This is a genomic window from Caulobacter sp. GSs2 (assembly GCF_058680895.1).
This window is the reverse complement of record NZ_CM178725.1, coordinates 2600746-2616830: the sequence shown is the minus strand read 5'-3', so window position 1 is coordinate 2616830 and position 16085 is coordinate 2600746. Positions and strand designations below refer to the sequence as shown.

At 67.1% G+C, this 16085-nt stretch carries 20 protein-coding genes and 2 pseudogenes; 15 read left to right on the top strand and 7 right to left on the bottom strand.

Annotated elements, in window-relative coordinates; genetic code table 11:
* Positions 1–41 precede the first annotated feature (41 nt).
* From ACW17Z_RS12740 to ACW17Z_RS12730, 3 genes are all read right to left on the bottom strand, one after another.
* A complete protein-coding gene (locus ACW17Z_RS12740; RefSeq protein ID WP_492056273.1) occupies positions 42–503 on the bottom strand; it encodes a response regulator in 462 nt (153 codons plus the stop codon).
* A gap of 217 nt (positions 504–720) precedes the next feature.
* Positions 721–1011 carry a DUF454 family protein gene (locus ACW17Z_RS12735; protein WP_419319043.1) on the bottom strand — a complete coding sequence of 97 codons (291 nt, stop codon included), beginning with the start codon at positions 1009–1011 and terminating at the stop codon, positions 721–723.
* 173 nt (positions 1012–1184) lie between these two features.
* Positions 1185–1451, bottom strand: a complete 267-nt coding sequence (locus tag ACW17Z_RS12730; RefSeq protein ID WP_492056272.1) for a hypothetical protein — start codon at positions 1449–1451, stop codon at positions 1185–1187.
* A 162-nt stretch (positions 1452–1613) separates the two neighbouring features.
* Between ACW17Z_RS12730 and ubiA the strand changes: the two genes are divergently transcribed.
* Positions 1614–2543: a 4-hydroxybenzoate octaprenyltransferase gene (gene ubiA, locus ACW17Z_RS12725; RefSeq protein WP_492056271.1), complete on the top strand. Its 930-nt coding sequence runs from the start codon at positions 1614–1616 to the stop codon at positions 2541–2543.
* 76 nt (positions 2544–2619) lie between these two features.
* Here ubiA and ACW17Z_RS12720 read toward each other — a convergent pair whose 3' ends face one another.
* Entirely contained in the window at positions 2620–2964 is a 345-nt protein-coding gene (locus ACW17Z_RS12720; RefSeq protein WP_492056270.1) for a lysozyme inhibitor LprI family protein, read from the bottom strand.
* Positions 2965–3038: 74 nt separating this feature from the next.
* Here ACW17Z_RS12720 and ACW17Z_RS12715 point away from each other — a divergent pair, with 74 nt between their 5' ends.
* From ACW17Z_RS12715 to ACW17Z_RS12700, 4 genes are all read left to right on the top strand, one after another.
* On the top strand, positions 3039–3992 hold the full coding sequence (locus ACW17Z_RS12715; RefSeq protein ID WP_492056269.1) for a fatty acid desaturase family protein: 954 nt from the start codon (positions 3039–3041) through the stop codon (positions 3990–3992).
* Positions 3993–4264: 272 nt separating this feature from the next.
* Positions 4265–4924: a class I SAM-dependent methyltransferase gene (locus tag ACW17Z_RS12710; RefSeq protein ID WP_492056268.1), complete on the top strand. Its 660-nt coding sequence runs from the start codon at positions 4265–4267 to the stop codon at positions 4922–4924.
* Positions 4925–4967: 43 nt separating this feature from the next.
* Positions 4968–5312, top strand: a complete 345-nt coding sequence (locus ACW17Z_RS12705; protein WP_492056267.1) for a VOC family protein — start codon at positions 4968–4970, stop codon at positions 5310–5312.
* Between the two features lie 273 nt (positions 5313–5585).
* Positions 5586–6116, top strand: a complete 531-nt coding sequence (locus ACW17Z_RS12700; protein WP_492056266.1) for a CxxCxxCC domain-containing protein — start codon at positions 5586–5588, stop codon at positions 6114–6116.
* A gap of 30 nt (positions 6117–6146) precedes the next feature.
* Here ACW17Z_RS12700 and ACW17Z_RS12695 read toward each other — a convergent pair.
* Together ACW17Z_RS12695 and ACW17Z_RS12690 are read right to left on the bottom strand one after the other, a co-directional pair.
* Positions 6147–6229, bottom strand: a pseudogene (locus tag ACW17Z_RS12695) (hypothetical protein); the annotation flags it as partial.
* A 13-nt stretch (positions 6230–6242) separates the two neighbouring features.
* Positions 6243–7103, bottom strand: coding sequence for an SDR family oxidoreductase (locus ACW17Z_RS12690; RefSeq protein ID WP_492056265.1), 861 nt, complete (start codon positions 7101–7103; stop codon positions 6243–6245).
* A gap of 35 nt (positions 7104–7138) precedes the next feature.
* On the opposite strand from ACW17Z_RS12690, the gene ACW17Z_RS12685 reads away from it, so the two are divergent.
* The 3 genes from ACW17Z_RS12685 to ACW17Z_RS12675 are packed head-to-tail and all read left to right on the top strand — an operon-like array spanning position 7139 to position 8999.
* Positions 7139–7498: an MmcQ/YjbR family DNA-binding protein gene (locus tag ACW17Z_RS12685; RefSeq protein WP_492056264.1), complete on the top strand. Its 360-nt coding sequence runs from the start codon at positions 7139–7141 to the stop codon at positions 7496–7498.
* Entirely contained in the window at positions 7495–8139 is a 645-nt protein-coding gene (locus tag ACW17Z_RS12680; RefSeq protein WP_492056263.1) for a Pr6Pr family membrane protein, read from the top strand. The genes ACW17Z_RS12685 and ACW17Z_RS12680 overlap by 4 nt, the downstream gene beginning before the upstream one ends.
* 20 nt (positions 8140–8159) lie before the next feature.
* Entirely contained in the window at positions 8160–8999 is an 840-nt protein-coding gene (locus tag ACW17Z_RS12675) for an aldo/keto reductase (RefSeq protein ID WP_492056262.1), read from the top strand.
* Positions 9000–9095: 96 nt separating this feature from the next.
* Here ACW17Z_RS12675 and ACW17Z_RS12670 read toward each other — a convergent pair whose 3' ends face one another.
* A complete protein-coding gene (locus ACW17Z_RS12670; RefSeq protein WP_492056261.1) occupies positions 9096–10526 on the bottom strand; it encodes a caspase family protein in 1431 nt (476 codons plus the stop codon).
* Between the two features lie 515 nt (positions 10527–11041).
* Between ACW17Z_RS12670 and ACW17Z_RS12665 the strand changes: the two genes are divergently transcribed.
* The 7 genes and pseudogenes from ACW17Z_RS12665 to ACW17Z_RS12635 all read left to right on the top strand — a co-directional run bounded on the left by ACW17Z_RS12665 (position 11042) and on the right by ACW17Z_RS12635 (position 15973).
* A complete protein-coding gene (locus ACW17Z_RS12665; protein WP_492056260.1) occupies positions 11042–11197 on the top strand; it encodes a DUF559 domain-containing protein in 156 nt (51 codons plus the stop codon).
* Positions 11185–11265 (top strand): annotated as a pseudogene (locus ACW17Z_RS12660) (hypothetical protein); the annotation flags it as partial. The gene ACW17Z_RS12665 and the pseudogene ACW17Z_RS12660, both read left to right, overlap by 13 nt.
* A gap of 698 nt (positions 11266–11963) precedes the next feature.
* On the top strand, positions 11964–13238 hold the full coding sequence (locus ACW17Z_RS12655; protein WP_492056259.1) for a glutamate-5-semialdehyde dehydrogenase: 1275 nt from the start codon (positions 11964–11966) through the stop codon (positions 13236–13238).
* Positions 13204–13860, top strand: coding sequence for a nicotinate-nucleotide adenylyltransferase (locus ACW17Z_RS12650; protein WP_419319057.1), 657 nt, complete (start codon positions 13204–13206; stop codon positions 13858–13860). Before ACW17Z_RS12655 ends, ACW17Z_RS12650 begins: the two co-directional genes overlap by 35 nt.
* 96 nt (positions 13861–13956) lie before the next feature.
* Positions 13957–14394: a ribosome silencing factor gene (gene rsfS, locus ACW17Z_RS12645; RefSeq protein WP_419255768.1), complete on the top strand. Its 438-nt coding sequence runs from the start codon at positions 13957–13959 to the stop codon at positions 14392–14394.
* A 48-nt stretch (positions 14395–14442) separates the two neighbouring features.
* The gene (rlmH, locus tag ACW17Z_RS12640) at positions 14443–14907 is read left to right on the top strand and encodes a 23S rRNA (pseudouridine(1915)-N(3))-methyltransferase RlmH (RefSeq protein ID WP_492056258.1); all 465 of its coding nucleotides are present in this window, start codon (positions 14443–14445) and stop codon (positions 14905–14907) included.
* A gap of 16 nt (positions 14908–14923) precedes the next feature.
* Positions 14924–15973, top strand: a complete 1050-nt coding sequence (locus ACW17Z_RS12635) for a murein hydrolase activator EnvC family protein (protein ID WP_492056257.1) — start codon at positions 14924–14926, stop codon at positions 15971–15973.
* Positions 15974–16085 lie beyond the last annotated feature (112 nt).

The window sequence follows — 16085 nt, the reverse complement described above, 5'->3', positions numbered from 1 at the left end:
GCGCCGAGGCCAGTCACGCCGGGATCGTCGAGGCAAGCCGTCTAGCGCAACCCGCTGATCAGGGCCTTGGCCTGCGCCTCGATCTCCGACCTTTTCCTCCGGACCGGGATCAGGGGACACGGAACGCTCAGCACCTTGCGGCAGGGCGGCAGGGCCCTGGGGTCGTTCGAGCGCGCGGCGGCGGCCAGCAGCGGGGTCATTCGCGTCCACAGCACGGCCGGTTTCATGGGCTTTTCGACCACCATGTCGGCGCCGCAGCACGCGGCCCGCGTGATGTTCACCCGGGAGGTCTCGGCCGTCATGATCGCGAACGGCGTGCGCTGGAGGCGCGGAGACGCGTGGTGGCGCACCCAACGGACCAGGACAAAGCCATCCTCGCCCGGCATGAGCAGGTCGGAGATGATCATGTCGACATTGTTCTGTTCGAGCAGGACCTGGGCCTGGGCCACCGACACGGCGCCGAAAACCGATATGGCGCCCCAGGCGAACAGAACTTCACGCACCAGCCGGATCCATGCCGGGTTGTCGTCAACCACAAGGAAGCGCGACGATCGGACCAAGCCCTCAACGTCGCGCGACATGAACTCCCTTAATTTCCGAACGACCTCGGAAGGTGACTATCGCGTCATACTCGCCCTGAGGTCCGCGTCCGCCACGAATAGTCAACCCAAACGTGCGACCAAATGCCTCAGGCGGCGGGCGCGACGCGGCCGCCCTGGCCTAGCGATCGGCCTTTCGTCGCCCGCCGCCAAACGGCCGCCAGCGCAGGAAGCCCCTGATCGCCGGACCGACCACCGGCGTGCGCAGCAGGGGCCGCACCACCAGAGGCCGGGTCTTGAGGAAACAGACCACCGCCCCGATCCAGAACACCGTGGTCGGCATGCCCGGCACCACGATGCCCACCGCCCCGGTGGCGACCAGGGCCCCGCCCAGACCGTCCAGCGCCCAGCGCTCGGCGCGGGTCAGGCGGCGACGGCGAGCTTTGCGATCGGTCGGGAGCGGAGCCGTCATCGCCGAAACACTATCGCCCAAATATAGCGCCGTCATTCCCGCCCTTGTGGCGGGAACCCCTTTATCCGCCGCAGGTGCGGAGGATTGGCGGGCTGGCCCGCCACGGCGCCTCACTTGCAAACTGAACCAGGGGTTCCCGCCACAAGGGCGGGAATGACGGTGGAAGGGGGAGCTCAGGCCTCGCAGACGCCGCCGATCCGGCGCGGCGCCGGCCGGTTGAGCTTGCGACGGATGCGGGGGCCAAACTTGGTGGCCGACATCAGGCGCAGGACCATGGCCGTATCGCCGCTGCGGGCGAAGGCGCGGCTGGCGGCGGTCCACAGGCTGGTGGTCAGCGGCGCCGGCATGACGATGCCCAGCGCCGCGCCGAAAACCAGCAGCACCCAGCCCGTCGTTCTGAAGGCCAGGGCGGTCGGATCAGCGGGGCGGATGTCGGGCATGGTTTGTCCTCTCACAGTGAGCTTGCCCACTGTGCGCGCGCAGTCGTCATTGATCCAATTGATCGTTCTTTCCATCGCCATAGATCAAACCTATGACGCCCACCGCACACACGCCGACCTGCGTCTTCCCGGCTGGAAAGAAGCTCGCTAAGCCTTTCGCCCATGACGACCATCCTGCCCGACGCCGCCCCGACCAACTGGGTCGACCGCCACGCGCCGCCGGCCCTGCGCCCGTGGCTGAAGCTGGGGCGCTTTGACCGGCCGGCCGGGATCTGGCTGCTGATGCTGCCCGGCTGGCAGGGCATCGCCCTGGCCGGGGCCGAGAAGGGCCAATGGCCCAACCCGTGGCTGCTGATCGCCTTCTTCGTCGGCGCGGCCCTGATGCGCGCCGCCGGCTGCGCCTTCAACGACATCATCGACCGCGACTTCGACGCCCAGGTCAGCCGCACGGCGATGCGGCCGATCCCGGCGGGGCAGATCAGTGTCAAACAGGCCTGGGCCTTCGTGATCGGCTGCTGCGGGGTCAGTTTCCTGATCCTGGTGTGCCTGGGCTGGCTGGCCATCGGGCTGGGCGTGCTGTCGCTGGGGCTGGTGGCCGCCTATCCGTTCATGAAGCGCATCACCTGGTGGCCGCAGGCCTGGCTGGGCCTGACCTTCAACTGGGGCGTCCTGCTGGGCTATGCCGCCGCCACGGGACAGCTGAGCTGGACCGCCGCCCTGCTCTACGCCAGCGGCATCTTCTGGACCCTGGGCTATGACACCATCTACGCCGTGCAGGACCTAGAAGACGACGCCCTGGCCGGGGTGAAGTCCTCGGCCCGCAAGCTGGGCGACAAGGCGCAGTACGGGGTCGCCGCCTTCTATGCGGCCTCGTTCGTGCTGGCCGTGGCGGCGGCCTGGATGGGCAATCTGGGCGCGCTGTTCCTGCCGCTGGCGGCGCTGTTCGCGGTGCACTTGTCGCGGCAGGCGGCGGCGCTGCGGCTGGATGATCCGGCCGGGGCGCTGAAGCTGTTCAAGTCCAACACGCTGGCGGGGCTGGTGCTGTTTCTGGCGCTGGTGGCGGGGCTTTGGAGGCCGGAAACGCGGTTTTAGACCACTAAAATTGTCATCCCGGCCAAGCGCGAAGCGCGCCGAGCCGGGATGACAAGCTATTTTGGGAGCTGGGAAATCAGAACGGCCCGCTGCTGTAGATCCGCTCCATGCCCTTCTCCAGCTCGGCCAGCCGTCCGTCATAGGCGCGGTTCAGGCAGGCCCTGTTGCTTCCGCACTTGTGGCGGTCCCGCAGCCACTGCTGCTGCTGGTCCATCAGCGCCCCGCGCCCGCCCATGGCCAGGGTGCGCCTGTTGATGCCGTACAGAACGTCCATCCGCACGTCCTTGTCGTTCAGGGCGCGTTCGGCGCAGATCGCCTTTTCGTCGGCGGTGCGGGCCTTCCGGCAGTCGAAGCTGGCGGCGCTGGCCGAGCCGGCCATGCAGGCGAAGGCGAGAACTAGGCCGAGGGATACGGAACGCATGGGGAAGTCTCCGAAAAGGGCGATGACGCCACGTCATCCTTCATGACCCAAGCAGACTGTGGGAAGATGGTTCCATGACCGTTGCCTCACGCGTCAAGCCGCTGGACCTGTTTACACCCGAGGAGTGGGCGAAGGTCTCGGCGCGCTCGTCCTGGCGCGGGATCTGGATGGTGGCCCACGCCTGGGGAACGATCCTGCTGGCCGGCGCCCTGTTCGTCGCCTTCCCCAACCCGCTGACCTACGTGCTGGCCGTGATGATCATCGGCGCGCGGCAGCTGGGCCTGGCGATCCTGATGCACGAGGCGGCCCATGGCGGCCTGCATCCCAATCTCAAGGTCAATGACGGGCTGGGCGAATGGCTGTGCGCGGCCCCCACCGGCGCGTCGTTGAAGAGCTATCGCCCCTATCACCTGACCCACCACAAATACGCCCAGCAGGCCGAGGACCCCGACCTGATCCTGTCGGCCCCGTTCCCGACCACGCGGGCCTCCCTGAACCGCAAGATCATCCGTGACCTGACCGGCCAGACCTTCTTCAAGCAGCGCTTCGGCCCGCTGCTCGGCAAGCTGAAGGGCTCCAAAGCCATTGGGCAGCCGAAAGGCGCGATCTTCAGCGGCGAGATCGCCCGCCAGACGCCGTTCCTGCTGTGGAATCTCGGCCTGCTTGTCGCCCTGTCGATGGTGGGCCTATGGTGGGCGTGGCTGGCCCTGTGGATCGTGCCGATGGCGACCTGGTTCCCGCTGGTCACCCGCCTGCGCAACATCGCCGAACATGCCCTGGTCGCCCGGGACGAGCCCGACCCGTTCCGCCACGCCCGCACCACCCGGGCCAACTGGCTCGAGCGCCTGCTGATCGCGCCCTACCACGTCAACTTCCACGCCGAGCACCACATGTTCATGCACACCCCGTGCTGGAACCTGCCGCTGGCCCATCGGCTGCTGGAGCAGAAGGGTCTGACGGGCGGGATGTTGACCGCGCCGGGGTATCTGAGCGTGTTGAAGGCGGCGTCGAGCAAGGTCCCGGCTTAAATTGAGCCCTCTCTCATAGAGAGAGGGAGGGGCCCGCCGCCGCAGGCGGTGGGAGGGTGAGAGGCTTCACCCTCTGCCGGAAAATCCTGACCCATCCCGCTGCGGCCCGAAAGGCGAATTCAGGTTTCGCTCCGTTCGCCAGCTTCGCCAGAGTCTGGTTCTGAGAGACTATAACCTCTCACCCTCCCACCGCTTCGCGGCGGGCCCCTCCCTCTCTCTCAGAGAGAGGGATTCAATAGCTCCGTTGCCGCCCACCATGCTCTAAGCCCCCCATGATCGAACCCACCCTGGAAGGCCGCCGCGCCTTCATTCTTGAGAACACCCGTGTCCAGGCGCCGCCGCATGCGCCGGAGCTGAGCCTACATCTGGCCGACGAGATCACCCCGATCTGGAAACTGACCGAGGAGGCCCTGGAGGAACTGGGCCTGGCCCCGCCGTTCTGGGCCTTTGCCTGGGCGGGCGGACAGGCCCTGGCGCGCTATATTCTCGACAACCCCACGAGCGTGGCCGGCAAGACCGTGGTCGATTTCGCCACCGGCTCGGGGATCGTGGCCATCGCGGCGATGAAGGCGGGCGCCAAGAGCGTGCTGGCCAATGACATCGACAGTTTCTGCCAGGCCGCCGTCAGCCTGAACGCCCAGGTCAACGGGGTCGAGATCGCCTTCACCGACGCCAACCTGCTGGACGGTCCGCCGCCCGCCTGCGACGTGCTGCTGGCCGGCGATATCTGCTACGAAAAGCCGATGGCAGAGGCGGTGATGGCCTGGATGCGTCAGGGCCGCGCCTCTGGCTCCACCGTGCTGATCGGCGATCCGGGCCGCACCTATTTCCGCAAGGACGACCTGATCAAGCTGGCCGAATACCAGGTCGAGACCACCCGCGAGCTGGAAGATTTCGCCGTCAAGCGCACCTGCGTCTGGACTCTGCCGTGACGGCATTTTAGAACAATAAGAGAACAAACTGGAGATCGCGACCATGCGCGAAGACGGCAAGATCGACTATATCGAGTGGCCCGCCACCCACCTGCCGGCCACCAAGGGCTTCTACCAGGCTGCGTTTGGCTGGGCCTTTACCGACTATGGCCCCGACTACGCCGCCTTCGCAGGCCAGGGCGCCGACGGTGGCTTCTGCACCCCGCAGGAAGGCTCGACCGACAAGCCGCTGGTGATCCTGTATGCGCACGATCTGGAAGCCATGGCGGCCAAGGTCACGGCCGCCGGCGGCGTGATCACCGCGCCGATCTTCAGCTTCCCGGGCGGTCGCCGCTTCCACTTCACCGACCCGGCCGGCAACGAGCTGGGGGTCTGGAGCGAGACCTGAAGCCGGCGCCCCCTCCCTTTCTGGAGGGTGATGGCATTAGGCCAACAATGGCTGTCATCCCGGACGAGCGCGCAGCGCGAAGATCCGGGACCGACGCCTGAGCGCAGCGTTCCAGGTCGGTCCCGGATCGGCGCCCGGCTTCGCCAGGCTTGTCCGGGATGACACTTTCTGGACGCGGCCCATGGGCGACAGCCCTCCCCCAAAGGGGAGCCTCTAAAAAACCGTCACACGCCGTCACTAATGTCCGGCCCCGGAGTATCGGGGCCAGATCAGATGAGCGAGCGAAGCTGCGGCGACTGCGGGATGTGCTGCAAGGTCCTGCACATCAGCGAACTGGAAAAGGCCGCCGGCGTCTGGTGCGGCCATTTCAAGAAGGGCGGCGGCTGCGGCAATTACGAAGCCCGGCCTCAAGCCTGCCGGGGCTTTACCTGCCTGTGGCTGGACTCGGTGCGCCTCGACGACAACTGGCGGCCCGACAAGGCCGGGTTCCTGATGTATCCCGACAAGGACGGCAAGCGGCTGAACGTCGTGGTCGACACCGGCAAGCCGACCGCGTGGAAGCGCGAGCCCTATTATTCCAAGCTCAAAGCCATGTCGCAGCGGGCCTATGACGGCTTCGAACTGATGATCTGCATCGGCGACCGCCGGGTGGTGATGTTCCCGTCCGAAGACGTCGACCTGGGCGTGCTCAATCCCGACCACAAGGTGGTCAGCGGCTATGTCGAGCGCGACGGCCTGCAGGTGCCGTTCGCCATGGTGCTGAGCGACGTCGCCGCGCCCAGTGCTGAAAGCTCGCCTACATAAATTGTCATCCCGGAAGCCTCGCAGAGGCTATCCGGGACCCAGGGGTAACCGCACTGCAGTGGCCCTGGGTCCCGGCTCTCCGCTGCGCTGCGGCCGGGATGACAAGGATTTTGTGCGGGAGAAGGATCAGAACTTTGGGTGAAACGCTCGCGGCGCCCAGCCAAAATCCCGCGTCGCATCGCCGCTGTCGAAGGTCAGGTCCACGCCCATCCGCGAGCCCATGGCCGCCGTGGCCCCGGGCAGGAACGGCGAGGCCGCCTTCAGCATCAGGCCAAACAAGGCCGGCGGCAGGGAGAGCACCATCGGCGTGCGCCCCAGGCCCTCGAACACCCGCGTCGCCATCTGGCGATAGGTCAGGGTCTCGCCGCCCACCAGGTCATAGGCCCGGTTCTGGGCGGCCGGCGCGGTCGCCGCCGCCACGGCGCCGATGGCCAGGTCCTGGGCATGGACCGGCTGGCGCAGCCCCTCGCCCCGGCCCGACAGCGGCAGGACGCCAAAGCGGCGGATCAGGCTGGCCAGGCGGCTGACATTGCCGTCGCGGCCCTCGTCATAGATCAGGGTCGGCCGCAGCACGGTCCAGGCCACGCCCTGGGCGGCGCAGAACCGCTCCACCGCCGCCTCGGCGTCGGCCAGGCTGGCGGCCACGGCGCGTTCCTCGGGAACGTCCGATGCCTGTTTGGTGAAGCGGCTGGTCGAGGAAAAGGCCACCAGCCGGGTCATGCCCCGGGCCTTCAGGGCCGGCAGGGCGGCGGGAAGCAGCCAGATCGGCGACAGCGAAAACACCGTCGCCACCGGCGGCAGGCCGTCTTCCAGATGCGGATCGGACAGGTCGGCGTCCAGCCAGCAGGCCTCGCCGCTCGGCGGCCGACGGCTGACCGCCACCGGATCGACACCGGCCGCGCGCAGGCGATCCAGCAGATAGCCGCCGATCAGGCTGGTCGCGCCCAGCACCAGCACCGGCGTCTTCAGGGTGTTCGAAACGGTCATCCTGTTTCTATAGTCGAGCCGGGAGAAAAACGCCCATGGCCATGAGCTTCGACGCGGTGCGCGCCTTAGCCTTCACCCTGCCCGGGGTCGAGGACGGCACGGCCTATGGCCGCCCCTGCCTGAAGGCCCACGGCAAGTTCCTGACCCGGCTGTACGAGGATGGCGCCTCGCTAGTCTGCCCCGGCGTGGGGTTCGACGAGCGCGAGATGCTGATGCAGGCCCAGCCGGACACCTTCCATCTCACCGATCACTTCCGGAATTATCCGTATGTTCTTGTTCGTCTGGCACAGGTTCATCCGGGAACGGTGGAACGCCTGATCGAGCGGCAGTGGCGCGCGACCGCCCCCAAGACGGTGCTGAAAGCCTGGGACGCCGCAAAAACGGAGACCGCATGAGAACCTGGCGCATCCTGATCGCCGCCCTGGCCTGCCTGGGTCCGGCGCTGCAATATGTCCTGATGGTGTACGACGAGACCCTGGCCTCGGGCTCGGTCAAGTCGGTCGAGTTCTTCAGCTACTTCACCATCCTCAGCAACATCCTGGCCGCCGTGGTCCTGACCGCGCCGCTGGTCGCCCCGGCCTCGGTCGTGGGAACCTGGGCCGAGCGCTCATCGACCCGGATCAGCGTGGCCGTCTATCTGTCCATCACGGCGGCGATCTATCACACCCTGCTGGCGGGCCTGTGGGACCCCCGGGGCCTGCGGCTGGTGTCGGACACCATCCTGCACACGATCACGCCCACCCTGTTCCTGGTCGACTGGTTGATGCGCGGCGGTCAGGGCGAGACCGGCCGGGCCACGGCCGCCAAGGCCCTGGTCTTTCCGGCGCTCTATGGCCTCTGGACCCTGGCCCATGGGGCGCTGTCGGGCTTCTATCCCTATCCGTTCTTTGACGTCGGCAAGCATGGCTACCTGTCGGTGATCGTGACCATGCTGGTGATGGCGGGCGGCTTCCTGCTGGTGGCCCTGGCCTTCAGCCTGATCCATCAGGCCCGGGCCAAGCTGGCCAATGGCCGCGGAACGCCTATATCCGCCTAACGCGTCGTCCGGAGTTTCCGATGTCCAAGCTCGTCCCCGCCGTCCGTTCGGGCGATGTCCTGATGCCCGCCCTGGGTTTCGGCACCTGGCAGCTGGAGAACGGCTCGGCCCGGCCGCTGGTCGAGCAGGCCCTGGAGATCGGCTACCGCCACATCGACACCGCCCAGATCTATCGCAACGAGCGCGACGTCGGCGCGGCCATCGCCGCCAGCGGCATCAAGCGCGACGAGATCTTCCTGACCACCAAGGTCTGGGTCGACCACTTCGCCGACGGCGACCTGCAGCGCTCGGCGGAAAAGAGCCTGGAAAAGCTGGGCGTCGACCATGTCGACCTGTTGCTGCTGCACTGGCCCAAGCCCGACGTGCCGCTGGCCCAGACGATGGCGGCGCTCAACGACGTGCGCGATCGCGGCCTGACCCGCGCCATCGGCCTGTCGAACTTCCCCTCGGCGGTGATGGCCCAGGCACAGGCGCTGTCCAAGGCGCCGATCGCCACCAACCAGGTCGAGTATCACCCCTATCTGTCGCAAAAGACCCTGATCGCGGCGGCCCACGCGGCCGGAACCTCGATCACCGCCTGGTCGCCCCTGGCCCAGGGCAAGGTCGCCGAAGATCCGGTGCTGATCGCCATCGGCGCGGCCCACGGCAAGACGCCGGGTCAGGTCACGCTGCGCTGGCTGATCCAGCAGGGCGTCATCGCCATCCCCCGCACCAAGACCCCGGCCCGCATCGCCGAGAACTTCGACGTGCTGGATTTCGACCTGACGGACGCCGAGATGGCGGCGGTCTTCGCCCTGGCGCGGCCGGACGGGCGGTTGGGGAACTGGCTGGATGCGGCGTATAGCTGGGATGTGGGGTAGGCGGGCTGCGGGGGAGAACGAACATCGGCGACGGATGACTACCGGGCCAGTAAGGAATCACTGGCCACACGTTCTCCGAGGTGGGGGTGGATGAGCCTATGTCTCTTTGAGACGCTCCTCGACGCCGTCTAGGTGTTTGCGGACGGCACCTTCGAAAGCCTCTACAATCTGCTCCACGACACCATCTGGTGACGCATGCCAACGAAGCTTGTACCAACGCCCGACGACCTCTCGCCCATCGGCGTCGAAGGACTCCCAGTTGTTTCTGGAGTGGCGGGTCGTCGTCTCGAATAGGTAGCAACGCTCAAGGCTAGGGGCACAGCTGAGCACTAGCACGAGCTGCTGTAGGGCTTTAAACTTGGGCGTAAGCGTCACGCGCAGCTGGGCGCGCTCCAGAGTGCAGTTTAGCCGTAAGTACTTCTCTTCCGTCCATTCATCCGGAGTGAGGAAGGCGAGGGCATTGTAAGCGAAGGTATTAGGCCGCCGCGCTCGCACCCGCTTGATCTGTGCAGTGACCATCTCGTCGGGGCGTGGCTCGCGCGACAGCACCTTCAGTATCAGGTCCTCCGCGGTGTCCTCCTGGAAATCAGGGTGAGCTGTCGACGTTAGGTCGAAATACTCAGCAAATGCCTCTCCTTCCAGGCGCGAAAGTACGCCATCGAAGATCATGTCTATAAGCTGCTTTGCCTCCTGGGGGCCGGCAATTCTTGTGTCGGCCGCCACCAATCGATCCATCAAGGAGAGCTCGGAACCGGCAATGGCAGGGACACCCACCTCTCCTACCTGTTCCACGGCCCCGCCTGCCCGGGTGGACCATCGGGCGGCTAAAGCCTCGTGGAGAGGCGCTAACTTGGAAGCGTCATCAACCAAGACCTCGCGCCCGGTTCCTTGGGATATAAAAAATGGGGTCTGGTCATCATTGCCCAGGAAGTCATCACGCAGTCTGTTGGCAACATCCGAGTAGTATACGGCACCTTCGCGTCTGCGAATACTGGCTTCAAGGAACGCCCGAGTGAAGGCGCTTAGGGGGTCACCGGCGCGGGAGGTCTGGCTATCCATTGAGGAAGAGAACTGAAGGACGTGTCGGAACCCCTCCTTGTGGACCGGGAGCGTTAGCTGATCAGCCTTCACCAGAAGCGCGCCCGAGTAGCAGGCATCAATTACATTCACGAACAGGGTCGGTGACACAGCGCGGACTAGGTCATGAAGCTGGCGATGCGACAGCCCAGTCTCGTTAGGCCGCTCACTATCAAACCCTACTCCGCAATAGTAGAACTCCGAGCCAAGCTGCTCGCCGTGGCCCGAGTAGTAGAAAAACACCTCATTTTGCGCGCTTTCTGCCGGAAGAGCGTCGCGAATAGCCTGGCGCATGCCATCGCCGTCGAGATCGGTCAGCTGATAGACGGTGTCATGGCGGCCGGAAGCCTCGAGCAAGAGCGCCATCGCTGCGACGTCCTCAAGGCAGCAAGGAAGCGCGCCGGCAGTTCGATAGTTCGCGTTACCGATGAGTATCGCCGTGGACGTCAAGCAAAAATCCCCTCACTGAGCCCGCGCGGGTGCGACATGGACACCGGAAAAAGAGCGCCGCATCGAAACGCTGCGGGCGAGCACCACTTCCACGATCTTCCACTGAGTGGCTGCGCTGGCCGCAACGTCAACCAATGATTGAAAATCTGCAAGGGGTCCCCAAGCCGACCCCAAAGGTCGGTGTGATCCTTAAATCTCGTGGAGGCTGCAGCGTGCAGGGCTGATCAGGTCAGTCAAGGCTCGCCTCCGGCGACCGCTTCGCGGCGACGCGAAGCGTCGGCCTTGAGTGACCTGATCAGCCCTGCGATCGTCTCGCCGTGAGATTTAAGGATGGCTCCGCCCAGAGGGGCGGCGGCTTCGCCGAGCCATCCGACGCGCACGGAACCCCTCTCTCATAGAGAGAGGGAGGGCCCCGCCGCCGCAGGCGGTGGGAGGGTGAGAGGTTTCACCGCCGGCCGGAGAAATCTCGAGTCCTGTCGTTGAGCGCCCCGAGCGCCTCAGACCATGCTCCCGTCATGGACAAGACCGCCAACGCCCGTCGCCTGCGCCGGACCCGGACGCTGGAGCTGTTTGGCTATGTGGTGCTGCGGTTTCCCAACGCGCGGGTGCTGACGGATCCGGGCGGCGTTTCGGACGACATCCTGGCGGTGCTTCGTTCGGACAGGGTGTAACCTCTCACCCTCCCACCGCTTCGCGGCGGGCCCCTCCCTCTCTCTATGAGAGAGGGGTTCCGTGCGGCGGCCTCTATCCCCGTGCTCGCACGGGGATAACCCCACGCCAAGCCCAGCAAATTCAACGCCCTAACCCTACCACCCAGCGTCACGATCGAAAATCGACGCAGCCCCCTCCAGAACCCCCGCATACTACCTCTCGTCCCGCCACTGGGGAGGCCGTCCAGCTGGCGACCTGACGGGTGGCGGGGGCGGTTGTGCGGGTCGCGCCCGTCAGTCGTCGTCGAAGGCCCGGTGGGGTCTGGCGGAGCGGATCGGTCCTTGCGGGGGCCGAACGTGATGAAGCCGGATCCGGACCACCGGGAACGCCCTTCGGCCACGCCTGGCAAGGCGCTGCAGGCGCGGGCTGAAATCGCCCGCGCGGTCCGGAAGGGTCGCTTCCCTTCCGCCCGCCTGGGGCCTCTCATCGGGAGCGGGTTAAAACCCCGCGCCCCGAGGGCTCATCGGATAACAACCGCGCGGAGCGCTCCGGCCACGGCCGAAACGGTACTCCACTACAAACCCATCCGGGCCTGGCCCGGACGCTCCGCCGCCTCCCCACACTTGCCGGTGAAATCCGGCGAGGGCGCGAACCCGTGTCGCGGCTGGCTCGGCCGCCCGGACCCGCAACGAACCTGCGTCCGTCTTCAGACAATCGCGGTTCCCCCTCGCGGCGAAAGCGCCTAGGTAAGGCTCAACCTGAGCATATCCGGATCGGATCGGACTTATGGACGACGCGGGCGTCAGCTTGCAGGCGAAGATGATGGCGATGGGCGAGGCCGCCCGTGCGGGCGCGCGCGCCCTGCGTCTCGCCTCAGCCGAGCAGCGCACCGCCGCCCTCCAGGCCATGGCGAAAGCGATCCGCGAGGACGCCGCCCGCATCCTCGCCGCCAACGCCCGCGACATCGAGCAGGCCAAGGCCAATGGCCTATCGGGCCCGATGCTGGACCGCCTGCTGCTCGACGACGCCCGCCTGGAGGCCATGGCCCAGGGCGTCGAGACCGTGGCCGCCATCGCCGACCCCCTCGGCGTCGCCACCGCGCGCTGGACCCGGCCCAACGGCCTGGACATTTCCCGGGTGCGCACGCCGATCGGCGTGATCGCCATGATCTATGAGAGCCGGCCCAACGTCACCGCCGATGCGGCGGCGCTGTGCGTTCGCTCGGGCAATGCGGTGATCCTGCGCGGCGGCTCCGAGTGCCTGGCCTCGAGTCTCGCCATCCACGCCGCCATCGTCAGAGGTCTCAAGGCCGCCGGCCTGCCCGCCAGCGCCGTCCAGGCGGTGGGCACATCCGACCGCGCCGCCGTCGGCCACATCCTGTCGGGCCTGAACCGGACCATCGACCTGATCATCCCGCGCGGCGGCAAGAGCCTGGTGGCCCGGGTGCAGGCCGAGGCCCGCGCCCCGGTGCTGGGCCATCTGGAAGGCCTCAACCACGTCTTCGTCCATGCCGGGGCCGATCGGCAAAAGGCCATCGACATCGCCGTCAACGCCAAGATGCGGCGGGTTTCGGTCTGCGGCTCGGCCGAGACCCTGCTGGTCGACCGGGCCATCGCCGAGCGCCTGCTGCCGCTGCTGGCCGACGCCCTGATCAAGTCCGGCTGCGAGCTGCGCGGCGACGCCGCCGCCCTGGCGATCGAGCCGACGATGAAGAAGGCCAAGGACGCCGACTGGACCACCGAATATCTGGCCCCGATCCTGTCGGTGGCCGTGGTCGACGGCGTGGCCGGGGCGGCGGCCCATATCGCCCGCTACGGCTCGGGCCATACCGACGCCATCGTCACCGAGGATCCCGCCGCCGCCGAGGCCTTCGCGGCCGAGGTCGACAGCGCCATCGTGCTGATCAACGCCTCAACCCAGTTCGCCGACGGCGGAGAATTCGGCTTTGGAGCCGAGATCGGCATCGCCACAGACAAACTCCATGCCCGCGGTCCGGTCGGGGCCGAGCAATTGACGACATTCAAATATGTGGTTCGCGGGACCGGCCAGACTCGTCCCTGAGGCCGGCCGGCCTAGCGCGCAGCGTCTCGGATTCCATCTGGAGCCGGGCATGCGCGTTGGGCTGTTCGGCGGCAGCTTCAATCCGGCGCACGAGGGTCACGCCCACGTCGCGGAGACGGCCCTGCATCGCCTGAACCTCGACAAGGTGATCTGGCTGGTCTCGCCGCAAAATCCGCTGAAGTCCTCGGCCGAGACGCGGCCCCTGGCCCAGCGCATGGCCGCCGCCCGGCAGTGGGCGCGGGGCAGTTCGATGATCGTCTCCGACGCCGAAACGCGGCTGGGCTCGCAATACACGATCGACACGCTGCGGGTGCTGCGGGCCCGCTATCCGGGCGTGAAATTCGTCTGGGTGATGGGCGCCGACAGCCTGGCCAGCTTCCATCGCTGGCGGGGCTGGACACAGATCATGCGCGAGGTGCCGGTGGCGGTGATCTCGCGGCCGTGGGCGGGCCTGAAGTCGCGTACCTCGCCCGCCGCGCGGCGTTTCGCCCATGCCCGCAAGCCCGCCAGCGCCGCCGCCACCCTGCCCGACCAGACCGCCCCGGCCTGGGTCTATCTGACCGGCCCGCTGAACTTCGCCTCGTCCACGGCGATGCGCGAACGGCTCAACAAGACGCCCTGAAATCGTCGCTGAAGCGCTGCTGCACGCAACCCCTCACCTTTTCGACTCATCCATGCTATGAGGAGAACCCGCGCGACCCCATAAGGAGTACTTCCGCTGCGTAGCGACCCCGCGCAAATTGCGCACGATGACACGGCGACCGCCGAGTCCTCGACCCACAAGCCAGACCTCAGTCTGGACCAGAGCATCAAGGCTCTGGAGACCCTGATCCTGTCGCGCCTCGACGACGACAAGGCCCAGGACATCGTCCACATCGATCTGACGGACAAGAGCTCGGTGGCTGACAGCCTCATCGTGGCGTCTGGCCGTTCGCACCGTCACGTCGGCGCCCTGGCCGACCACATCATCCGCGCCCTCAAGGAAAACGGGTTCGGCAAGGCGCGGGTCGAAGGCCTGCCGCATTGCGACTGGGTCCTGATCGACGCCGGCGACGTGGTCGTGCACCTGTTCCGTCCCGAAGTGCGCACCTTCTACAATATCGAGAAGATCTGGGCGATCGACGCCCCGCACCGCATCGCCACCTCGGCGAACTAGCCCTTATCGCGTCATCGGCCTTTGATCGCCGGTGACGCGGGTTGGCGCATGAAGCTCACCATCCTCACCGTTGGCAAGCTCGGCCGCATGGTCGAGGCGCAGATGGCTCTGGACTACATGTCCCGCGCCACGGCGTCCGGCCGCGTGCTGGCCCTGGGTCCGGCCGAGATCATCGAGGTCGAGGCCAGGAAGCCCGGCAAGGCCGCAGAGGCCGAGGTGCTGCGTCCGCATCTTGAGGGCGCCTATGTCATCGCCTGTGACGAGCACGGCAAGGTTCGGAAGAGCCGCGCCTTCGCCGAGCATATCGGCCGGCTGCGCGACGATGGGACGCGGAAGGTCGTGTTCCTGATCGGCGGGGCCGATGGCCTGGATCCCACGATCCTCGCCAACGCCAATGAAACCCTGGCCTTTGGGCCACAGACCTGGCCCCACGCCCTGGCCCGGGCGATGCTGGCCGAGCAGATCTATCGCGCCGTCACCATCCTGGCGGGCTCGCCCTATCACCGCGACTAGGGCTAGACAGGGCCAGATGCTTCGCCGCCCCTCGCCCCTTGTCCTATCCGCCATCGCGCTGGTCATCGCCCTGTCCGCCGGCGGCGTGGTCCTGGCGCGTCAGGACCAGCAGCGGATGCGCGACCGCCAGACGGCCATCGACACCCGCCGCGAAATCGAGGACCTGCGCCGCGAACTCTCGCGCCTGGACAATGCCCGGGTCTCGGCCGGCGAGAACGTCGACCTCAAGCGCGCCCGGCTGGAGGCCCTGAACTACCGCGAAGCCCGGGTGCTGGCCGATCTGGGCCGCGACCGCCATCGCATGGCCAAGCTGCTGTCGGCCCTGCAGCTGTTCCGCCGCAATCCGCCGCCGGCCCTGCTGGTCAGCCCCGGCGACGCCCGCGACGCCGTGCGGGCCGCCATCCTGATCCGCGCCATGACCCCGGACCTGCAGCGCCGGGCCGACACCTATTCACGCCAGGCCGTGGCGGTGCGCACCCTGCGCCGCGAGGCGGCGGCGGCGGCGGCCGAGCTGTTCACCGCCGAAAGCGTGGTCGCCGACCGCAAGGGCGAGATCGAGCGCCTGATCATCGAAAAGACCCGGCTGGAACGCGCCTTCGCCCAGGAAGCCCTGGTCGAGGCCAGCGAACTGCGCACCCTGGGCGCCCTGACCGACGGCCTGACGCCCCGCATCCCGACCGGTCCCCTGACCCTGGCCTCGCCCGCGCCGGGCGGCATCACCAGCCGCTTTGGCTCCACCCTGCCGGCCGGCGGCCGCGCGGCCGGCGTGTCGATCCGCACGGAAAAAGGGCGGACCGTGACCAGTCCGGCGGCGGGAACCGTCGAATATGCCGGCGCGCTGAATGGCTGGGGCGTCGTGCTTATCCTGCGAGCCCAGGACGCCTATCTTCTGGTGCTGGCGGGTCTGGATCAGGTTTCGGTCGCGCCCGGACAATCCGTCGCGGCCGGCGCCCCGATCGGAAAGATGGCGGATCGTGTATCCTCAGAGCCCGAGCTCTATCTTGAGGTCCGCGAGGAGGGCGTTCCGGTCGATCCGGAACGCTGGTTGAAGCAAGGGTCGCCGTAGACGGCTTTTTCAGTAATGATGGCCGTAAATAGGACGTTCTCGGCTGGGATGGTCAGGAACGAGTCGTCAAAAGCGCGGCGCTTCACGCGTCGCCAGGGAGCTCTCAAGGCCT

What these genes read in the sequence shown, in the direction of transcription:
- ACW17Z_RS12700 (WP_492056266.1), top strand. Translation starts at nt 5,586, where the DNA reads ATGAGCGAGCGAAGCTGCGGCGACTGCGGGATGTGCTGCAAGGTCCTG.
- ACW17Z_RS12650 (WP_419319057.1), top strand. Translation starts at nt 13,204, where the DNA reads ATGTGGTTCGCGGGACCGGCCAGACTCGTCCCTGAGGCCGGCCGGCCT.
- rlmH (WP_492056258.1), top strand. Translation starts at nt 14,443, where the DNA reads ATGAAGCTCACCATCCTCACCGTTGGCAAGCTCGGCCGCATGGTCGAG.
- ACW17Z_RS12685 (WP_492056264.1), top strand. Translation starts at nt 7,139, where the DNA reads ATGGCCATGAGCTTCGACGCGGTGCGCGCCTTAGCCTTCACCCTGCCC.
- ACW17Z_RS12635 (WP_492056257.1), top strand. Translation starts at nt 14,924, where the DNA reads ATGCTTCGCCGCCCCTCGCCCCTTGTCCTATCCGCCATCGCGCTGGTC.
- ACW17Z_RS12715 (WP_492056269.1), top strand. Translation starts at nt 3,039, where the DNA reads ATGACCGTTGCCTCACGCGTCAAGCCGCTGGACCTGTTTACACCCGAG.
- ACW17Z_RS12735 (WP_419319043.1), bottom strand. Translation starts at nt 1,011, where the DNA reads ATGACGGCTCCGCTCCCGACCGATCGCAAAGCTCGCCGTCGCCGCCTG.
- ACW17Z_RS12690 (WP_492056265.1), bottom strand. Translation starts at nt 7,103, where the DNA reads ATGACCGTTTCGAACACCCTGAAGACGCCGGTGCTGGTGCTGGGCGCG.
- ACW17Z_RS12720 (WP_492056270.1), bottom strand. Translation starts at nt 2,964, where the DNA reads ATGCGTTCCGTATCCCTCGGCCTAGTTCTCGCCTTCGCCTGCATGGCC.
- ubiA (WP_492056271.1), top strand. Translation starts at nt 1,614, where the DNA reads ATGACGACCATCCTGCCCGACGCCGCCCCGACCAACTGGGTCGACCGC.
- ACW17Z_RS12680 (WP_492056263.1), top strand. Translation starts at nt 7,495, where the DNA reads ATGAGAACCTGGCGCATCCTGATCGCCGCCCTGGCCTGCCTGGGTCCG.
- ACW17Z_RS12655 (WP_492056259.1), top strand. Translation starts at nt 11,964, where the DNA reads ATGGACGACGCGGGCGTCAGCTTGCAGGCGAAGATGATGGCGATGGGC.
- ACW17Z_RS12675 (WP_492056262.1), top strand. Translation starts at nt 8,160, where the DNA reads ATGTCCAAGCTCGTCCCCGCCGTCCGTTCGGGCGATGTCCTGATGCCC.
- ACW17Z_RS12665 (WP_492056260.1), top strand. Translation starts at nt 11,042, where the DNA reads ATGGACAAGACCGCCAACGCCCGTCGCCTGCGCCGGACCCGGACGCTG.
- ACW17Z_RS12730 (WP_492056272.1), bottom strand. Translation starts at nt 1,451, where the DNA reads ATGCCCGACATCCGCCCCGCTGATCCGACCGCCCTGGCCTTCAGAACG.
- ACW17Z_RS12710 (WP_492056268.1), top strand. Translation starts at nt 4,265, where the DNA reads ATGATCGAACCCACCCTGGAAGGCCGCCGCGCCTTCATTCTTGAGAAC.
- ACW17Z_RS12705 (WP_492056267.1), top strand. Translation starts at nt 4,968, where the DNA reads ATGCGCGAAGACGGCAAGATCGACTATATCGAGTGGCCCGCCACCCAC.